This window comes from Paenibacillus sp. GQ49 (genome assembly GCF_059759055.1).
This window is the reverse complement of record NZ_JCAXEL010000039.1, coordinates 1-7,459: the sequence shown is the minus strand read 5'-3', so window position 1 is coordinate 7,459 and position 7,459 is coordinate 1. Positions and strand designations below refer to the sequence as shown.

The following is a 7,459-nucleotide window of genomic DNA, read 5'->3' as shown; positions in this document are numbered from 1 at the left end:
TCTCCAATAAAGTATTGAAAAGAGCGATAAGCTCATTTTGAATCTGACGAGATTAAACATCTCATTTGTGCTCCAGTCAATCCAAGCCAAGGCTTATCTCAAACTTTCGCGTTCATTCTGCAAGCAGAATGTTTACTCACTCGTTGTTCAGTTTTCAAAGATCAAACTTATTCCGTTACCGAATGTCGTTCTCTTCAGTAACTCTTATATAATATCATGTCCGAACCAACTTTGCAAGCTCTTTTTTTCAAGTTTCTTTCGAAGCTTATTTCAATCGCTTGCCGCACCAGTGTTAAACCGTGTTTTCTTGGCCGGATTAATAATATATCACGTATAGATATTAATTACAATACTTAATTTAATAAAATTCATTTACTACAAATCAACTACCTTTACTGTGTTGCTCTCCTCTATCCCAGTGTAAAGTTTATTATAGCTTAAATGACATTTTTTCCATTCATACCTCGCAATACATGTCTAATTGATTTTAAACTTATTAGCCTACATCTCCTCTCATATATTTTAGCTTCATTAATATGCTCAATTTAGGTTGTCCTTTTATTAAGGTCATGCAAGATTACTGGGGGCACTGTAAGTTACCACGAGTATAAGTAGAACTACCATAGAAGATACACAAAAAAAGTGATGCACGCATATAACTATACGTGAACCACTTTCTTGTGTGTGTTATTACATTATATATAGAAGGAAACTCTTAATGTTGTGCCTGCACTGATGCTGGAGGCGTCATCGTCATTTTTCCATTACCTGCTTTTTGCACGCTAACTCGTAGCACCGTAATTCCCCACGTAATAATCGAGATCAACAGAAGATGAACCATGTATCCCCCCACTGCCTCTCCACTATAGATCAAACGCATAAATCCCTGTACCCCATTGGAAGCGGGCAGAAAGTTTCCGATATAACGGTAGAATGGCGCCAGCATCTCGGCTGGAATGATATTTCCTGCTGTCATCAACTGGAGTGGAACCATCGCTACATTAAATAGAGGGCCTGCATTGCCAAACAGGGCAAAACTCATTTGTGTAAAACAGATACAAGCCAGACTCACCAGCACATGATACAGATACAAAGCGCCGAAGGAGCTCGCAACATCCGTGAACAGAAGAGCAACTGTATCCACAATTAGAGGAACGATCACTGCTATACACAATAACAACATTTGCCGTCCCCAGAAGATTTCCCATTTGGAATGGGTACGCTTCATCATATTCGACGTAATATTAAACTGAATGTTCATAGTCATCGCAGCAATGTAGGTGATAAAACCCAGAATCATGGGCAGCATCGATGTAGCAAAATCACTCACACTGTTCGTTTTATTAATTTCAGCCTTTACAGGCCCTTCATTCATCTTCGCCATCGCTTGTCCAATGGCTGCACTCAGTTCATCGCTGTTGATACTATCCTGGTTAAGGGTCACTTGAACCTTGGACTCCAAAATCCCTTGTCCCATTTGTGCAGTCATTCCAGTCGCCGCGTGTTCCACAATGGATTTAGCTACATCAGCATTTCCCTGGTTGATATAAAAGGACAAGCTCGCCTCTGTACCTCCTTCAATCTGGTCAGTGAATCCTTCCGGAATAACAATAACCATCGCATAGTTACCTGCATTCATCTGTTGCTCAGCTTCCTCGGCAGAACCCAGTACATTTACATGGAAAGGCGCGAGCGTTTCAATCTGCTTCTGCACCTCTGTTCCCTGTGTCCCGTCTTCGTTCACAAGAGCAACTTGAAGTTGATCCACTCTCTCCGTGGCTTGATGATAACCCGTCATCCAGATCACAACAAATAACAGCGGAATAATCAATGCAAAAACCAACCCTATTTTTGTCTGTGGCACTTTAAGAAAATCTTTGAAGCTTTTCATTCGTTCACGACTCCCATTAGTTAAAATTAAAATAATTGCACTACATATATATGCACATGCACATATTTGGTCAAAAAAATTTATTTCATCTTTTCATAGATGCGATTCATCACATTCAGGAATGCTTCAAGCTCTTCAGGGGAACATTCGGAGAGTGCCTCTTGCTCTTGCTGTTTTGCCTTTGGTGTCAGAACGTTATTCATTTCCAGTCCTTCCGCCGTCAAACAAAGCAATACCGCTCTGCGATCCTGTGGATCTTCTTCTCTTGTCACCAGACCTTTGCGAATCAACTTGTCTATAATTTTGCCTACCGTTGTCTGGTCCCGCACTGTTAATTCGGCCAGTTTTTTCTGTGATATATGGCTTCCAGCCTTGCTCAATTCATTCAAGACTGCAAATTGTTCCGGAGTAATATCCTGTTCACTCAGATTTCTGGTTGTTGTTTTTTTGTATGCCAGATACGTCCGTGACAGAATCAGTCCAAGTGGATTTTCATCCATATTAACAGGCATGCTGATGCTCCTTTCTCTATATAGTAGCACTACCATCTAATTTGCGTAAGCTCTATATTATTACCAGATCTACAATACTGTCAATTTAATTTTTTATCTTTTCAAGCAAAAAGAGACCCACCCGTTAGTCAGGCAGCTCTCTCCTTTGGCATCGTCAAGCCATACTTACTCGGGCTTGCCACTTGAAGTTTCGGTATCGTCCTTCTTCTTTGTGCCTTTACTTTTATAAGGCTTCGGGGCACTTTTCGCCCGGTTAGCAGCGGCTTGCCAACGGTTCCAGCCTTTTTTACCCGTACCACGGCCGGTGCCGCCTTTTCCTTTTGCATTGCTCATGTTATCACTCCAATAATCCTGTATATGCTTAAAAATGACCGTCCTCGGTAACTTATTATGCAACCCAGCCCATCTAATTCACTTCCAGCATTTCTTATTATACCAAAAATCCACGTCTTTACGTCCATTTCCATAAATCATTGTATTGTTATTCTGTTATGAAAGCGGTATAGTGGACATAATTGAAAGAGGAAGCTACGTCTTCTTCGGGATTGTTACTGGTAAGCAGGCGATACCCAAACCAAGGCTGTCTATTAAGCCTTAGTTTGGGTTTTTTGTTTTTATTACGACCAATTGAGGTGAAACACATATATGATCATCCGTCAGATTTTTAACAACAATGTCATCCGGGCTGAGAACCAGGTTGGTCACGAATTTGTTGTCATTGGCAACGGTCTTGGCTTCAAAAAGAAAAACGGACAGCCTGTGGATGAGGATAAAATCGAAAAAACCTTTGTGCTGAAATCGGATAAAATACCGCAAAAATTAATCGATCTGATTGGGGAAACATCGGTTGAATATTTGAAGTTAGCGGACGAAATTGTGGGTCATGCCAAAAAGGAAATGGGCGATATTTTTAGTGATAATATCTATATATCATTGATCGATCATATTCAGTTTGCCATTACCCGGTACCGTAAATCCGTCGGGCTGAAGAATTCCCTTTTGTGGCAGATCAAGAAGTTTTACAAGAAGGAGTTTGGGATTGGCATGAACGCGGTGGAGCTGATCCAGGAACAATTTGGCATTCAAATGGATGAACATGAGGCCAGCTTTATTGCGATGCATTTTGTAAACGCTCGTCAAGATGCTCAAGGCATGAAACAAACCGTTGAAATTACTGAAGTTATTGATGATATCTTCAATATTGTGACTAATCATTACCACATCGCCCTGGATGAAAATTCGTTTAATTATTCCCGGTTTATTACCCATCTTCAATATTTTGTGCAGAGAATGTTGAGTAATGAACAGGAGCAATTTGCTTCAGGAGATAACTTTCTGTATGAACAGGTGAAGGACAAATATAACAAGGCATTTGAATGCACACAACGGATCAATCAGTACCTTGAAGACAAGTTTGAAAGTGCCATGTCCATTGATGAAAAGGTGTATTTAACGATCCACATTCAACGTGTCACTTCTCGTAACGAGCTACTCGACACGGAATAAAAAAAGCTTGCAAACGATTTCGGCGTCATATATAGTAGGTCTCACAACTTAACGACAAGGATTGTTACTGCTCAAGCAGGCGATACCTAAATGATTGGCAACAGGTCATCTTTCCGATGATTCTAGCCATTCGTTTAGGTATTTTTTTGTTTTCAGGCAATCTTAACAACAAAGGAGAATTAACATGGATCATAAAAAAATGGGGGATGACATCGTTCGTCTCGTCGGCGGAGAAGCCAATATCAACGGTCTTGTCCACTGTGCGACCCGGCTGAGATTCGACCTGAAAGATTCGAAAAAGGCCGAACGCGAAACGCTTGAAAAACACGATGGTATTATTACCGTTGTCGAAAGCGGCGGCCAGTTCCAGGTGGTCATCGGTAGTAACGTGGCTCATGTATATGCGGAGATTATGAAAAACCGGGATTTCGGAGGAGATTCCTCCTCATCGGCTGAATCCACAGGGGAAAAAACCTCGCTATTATCCAAAGTTTTTGAAATTATATCCGGAAGTTTCTCGCCGTTAATTCCGGCTATGGCAGGATCAGGTATGCTAAAAGCTTTGCTGACTGTCCTGACCATGCTCGGATGGATGTCGGATACAAGTGACACATACCTGATTTTATCCGCTGCCGGCAACGCTGTATTTTATTTCTTGCCCATTTTCCTCGGCATCACACTGGGTATGAAGCTGAAAGCCAATCCTTATGTAGCTGGCGTAATTGGTGCCGCTCTGATGGAACCGAGCTTCACCGGGCTGATGGATAAGGGCTCAGATGTATCGTTCCTGGGTATACCGGTTGTGATGATGAATTATTCAGCCAGCGTATTCCCAATCTTCATATCGATTAGCATCTACGCTGTTCTGGATAAGTTACTCAAAAAAATTATTTTGAAAGACCTGCAATTGTTCCTTGTACCCATGATTGCTTTGATGATTATGGTTCCTCTGTCCGCAATGGCCTTTGGACCATTCGGTACCACGGTAGGTGACTGGATCTCCTCCGGCGTAACTTGGCTCATTGGTGTCAGCGGTATATTATCAGGGGTTGTACTGGGTGGATTCATGACCTTCATGGTTGTGTTCGGACTCCACTGGGGCTTCACTCCAATCACGTTACAGAATATAGGGGTTGGCGGCGATCCAATTGAAGCCATGGCTGCTGCAGCCGTTTTTGCACAAATCGGTGTAGCCTTCGGTATTTTCCTGAAAGCCAAAAAGAAGAAAACCCTGCGTACTCTTGCTGGCTCAACCAGCCTTACAGGTTTACTTGCAGGAGTCACTGAACCAATCGTATACGGTTTGATCCTGCGTTATAAACGTGTGATTCCTATCGTGGTTATCGCTGGTGCGATCGGCGGTGCCATTAATGGTCACTTTGGTGTTAAAATGACTGCTTATGTGTTCCACAATATATTTGCCATTCCTGTCTATACACCAACGGTTGTCTACGTAATTGCGATTGCCTGCTCCTTTGCGGTAGCCGCGGTATTAACCGTGATGTTTGGTTACGAAAGCAAAACGAAAGACACAGATTCCGTTAAAAATGAATCAGTCTCCAACACATCGGCTGAAAGTACACCAGCAGAACTTCCTGTCGTATCTGAGACTAAAACAACTGAAATTAAAAAGGAACAAATATATAGCCCACTTACAGGTAAAGCCGTAGCACTGAGTACCATTAATGACCCAGCTTTTTCGACTGGTGCTATGGGCAAAGGTTTGGCGATTGTCCCTGAGATTGGTGAAGTTGTCGCTCCGGTAGACGGTGTTGTCACTTCCCTCTTCCCAACTGGACATGCCATTGGATTAACCACCAACGCAGGAACGGAAATCCTGATTCATATCGGCATCAATACAGTAGCGTTGAAGGGAAAACACTTTTCTCCTGTTGTTCAGGAAGGTGATATCGTCAGACAGGGCGATCTGTTGATCCAGTTTGACATCGATAAGATCAAGGATGCCGGATATGAAACCGTAACACCTGTCATTGTGACCCTAACGCAGCAAGAAGTAGATGTGTTCGAAACGACTCAGGAACAGGTACAGAAAAATGATGTCCTGCTGACTCTCGTTGTCTGACCCAACTTATATTATATGAATTCAACTTAGGAGGAACTAACTATGAAACATACTCAACTGAAACCATTTCCTAAAGATTTTTTTTGGGGAGGTTCAACATCTGCCTATCAGATCGAGGGAGCCTGGAATGAAGATGGTAAAGGCCCTTCTGTCATCGACATGGGGAATCATGTGGAAGGTGTAACCGACTTCAAGGTAACCAGTGATCACTATCATATGTACAAAGAAGATGTGGCGTTGCTCGCCGAAATGGGCTTCAAAGCCTACCGTTTCTCCATCGCATGGACACGCATCTATCCGCAAGGAGCGGGTGAGGTGAATCCGAAGGGGCTCGCCTTTTACGATTCTCTCATTAATGAATTAATTAAATACGGTATTGAGCCCATTGTGACCATGTATCACTTCGATCTTCCTTATGCGCTTGAAGAAAAAGGCGGCTGGTCCAACCGTGCAACGATTGATGCTTTTGAACAATATGCCAAGACCCTTTATGAGAACTACGGAGATCGGGTCAAATATTGGCTGACCATCAACGAACAAAATATGCTGATTCTGCATCCCGGCTCTCTGGGGACACTGGATACAACACTTGTTGATCCGCAAAAAACACTATATCAGCAAAATCACCACATGCTGGTTGCTCAAGCTAAAGCTATGGTACTGTGTCATGAAATGCTGCCTGAAGCCAAGATTGGCCCAGCTCCTAATATCGGTGTAATTTACCCGGCGAGCTCCAAACCAGAAGACACACTCGCGGCTGATAACTATGCTGCCATTCGTAACTGGCTCTATCTCGATATGGCGGTATATGGACGTTATAATCATATTGCCTGGAGTTATCTCGAAGAGAAAGGATATACGCCTGTCATTGAAGACGGAGATATGGACATCCTGGCTCAGGGAAACCCTGACTTTATTGCGTTTAACTACTATACTTCCCAAACGGTTGGTGAAAGCCTGAACGATGGTAATGACTTCTCCCATACAGGAGACCAGCATGAAATCGTAGGTGAACCGGGCGCATATAGAGGATCTGTGAATCCCAATCTGCAAAAAACGGAGTTTGGCTGGGAAATTGATCCCGTGGGCTTCCGCTCTACCCTGCGCCAAATCTACTCCCGTTATCATCTGCCATTGATTGTTACGGAAAACGGTCTGGGTGCCTTTGATAAACTGGAGGAAGGCGACGTGGTTAACGATCCATATCGTATTGAATTCTTCAATAAACATATCGAACAGATTCAACTAGCGATTACAGACGGCGTGGATGTATTTGGCTTCTGCCCTTGGTCCGCCATCGATCTGGTTAGCACACACCAAGGATCAAGCAAACGTTATGGCTTCATCTATGTGGATCGTGAGGAATTCGATATTAAGGAATTGAGACGTATCCGCAAACAAAGTTTCTACTGGTATCAAAAACTGATTGAAACAAATGGTGAAATTCGTTAATACCATACTATTAAA

At 42.8% G+C, this 7,459-nt stretch carries 6 protein-coding genes; 3 read left to right on the top strand and 3 right to left on the bottom strand.

Annotated features, from left to right (window positions below):
- Window positions 1–715: 715 nt before the first annotated feature.
- The 3 genes from AC6CIF_RS31770 to AC6CIF_RS31760 form a co-directional block, all read right to left on the bottom strand.
- The gene (locus AC6CIF_RS31770; protein WP_498202746.1) at window positions 716–1,891 is read right to left on the bottom strand and encodes a YhgE/Pip domain-containing protein; all 1,176 of its coding nucleotides are present in this window, start codon (window positions 1,889–1,891) and stop codon (window positions 716–718) included.
- 80 nt (window positions 1,892–1,971) lie between these two features.
- The gene (locus AC6CIF_RS31765) at window positions 1,972–2,403 is read right to left on the bottom strand and encodes a MarR family winged helix-turn-helix transcriptional regulator (RefSeq protein ID WP_498202745.1); all 432 of its coding nucleotides are present in this window, start codon (window positions 2,401–2,403) and stop codon (window positions 1,972–1,974) included.
- A 165-nt stretch (window positions 2,404–2,568) separates the two neighbouring features.
- A complete protein-coding gene (locus tag AC6CIF_RS31760; protein ID WP_074093608.1) occupies window positions 2,569–2,736 on the bottom strand; it encodes a DUF3934 family protein in 168 nt (55 codons plus the stop codon).
- A gap of 312 nt (window positions 2,737–3,048) precedes the next feature.
- On the opposite strand from AC6CIF_RS31760, the gene licT reads away from it, so the two are divergent.
- From licT to AC6CIF_RS31745, 3 genes are all read left to right on the top strand, one after another.
- A complete protein-coding gene (licT, locus tag AC6CIF_RS31755; RefSeq protein WP_430212613.1) occupies window positions 3,049–3,909 on the top strand; it encodes a BglG family transcription antiterminator LicT in 861 nt (286 codons plus the stop codon).
- 184 nt (window positions 3,910–4,093) lie between these two features.
- Window positions 4,094–5,992: a beta-glucoside-specific PTS transporter subunit IIABC gene (locus AC6CIF_RS31750; RefSeq protein ID WP_498202744.1), complete on the top strand. Its 1,899-nt coding sequence runs from the start codon at window positions 4,094–4,096 to the stop codon at window positions 5,990–5,992.
- 42 nt (window positions 5,993–6,034) lie between these two features.
- Complete coding sequence (locus tag AC6CIF_RS31745; RefSeq protein ID WP_498202743.1) at window positions 6,035–7,444, top strand: glycoside hydrolase family 1 protein; 1,410 nt, start codon at window positions 6,035–6,037, stop codon at window positions 7,442–7,444.
- The last annotated feature ends 15 nt before the right edge of the window (window positions 7,445–7,459 follow it).

What these genes read in the sequence shown, in the direction of transcription:
- AC6CIF_RS31770 (WP_498202746.1), bottom strand. Translation starts at nt 1,891, where the DNA reads ATGAAAAGCTTCAAAGATTTTCTTAAAGTGCCACAGACAAAAATAGGG.
- AC6CIF_RS31765 (WP_498202745.1), bottom strand. Translation starts at nt 2,403, where the DNA reads ATGCCTGTTAATATGGATGAAAATCCACTTGGACTGATTCTGTCACGG.
- AC6CIF_RS31745 (WP_498202743.1), top strand. Translation starts at nt 6,035, where the DNA reads ATGAAACATACTCAACTGAAACCATTTCCTAAAGATTTTTTTTGGGGA.
- AC6CIF_RS31760 (WP_074093608.1), bottom strand. Translation starts at nt 2,736, where the DNA reads ATGAGCAATGCAAAAGGAAAAGGCGGCACCGGCCGTGGTACGGGTAAA.
- licT (WP_430212613.1), top strand. Translation starts at nt 3,049, where the DNA reads ATGATCATCCGTCAGATTTTTAACAACAATGTCATCCGGGCTGAGAAC.
- AC6CIF_RS31750 (WP_498202744.1), top strand. Translation starts at nt 4,094, where the DNA reads ATGGATCATAAAAAAATGGGGGATGACATCGTTCGTCTCGTCGGCGGA.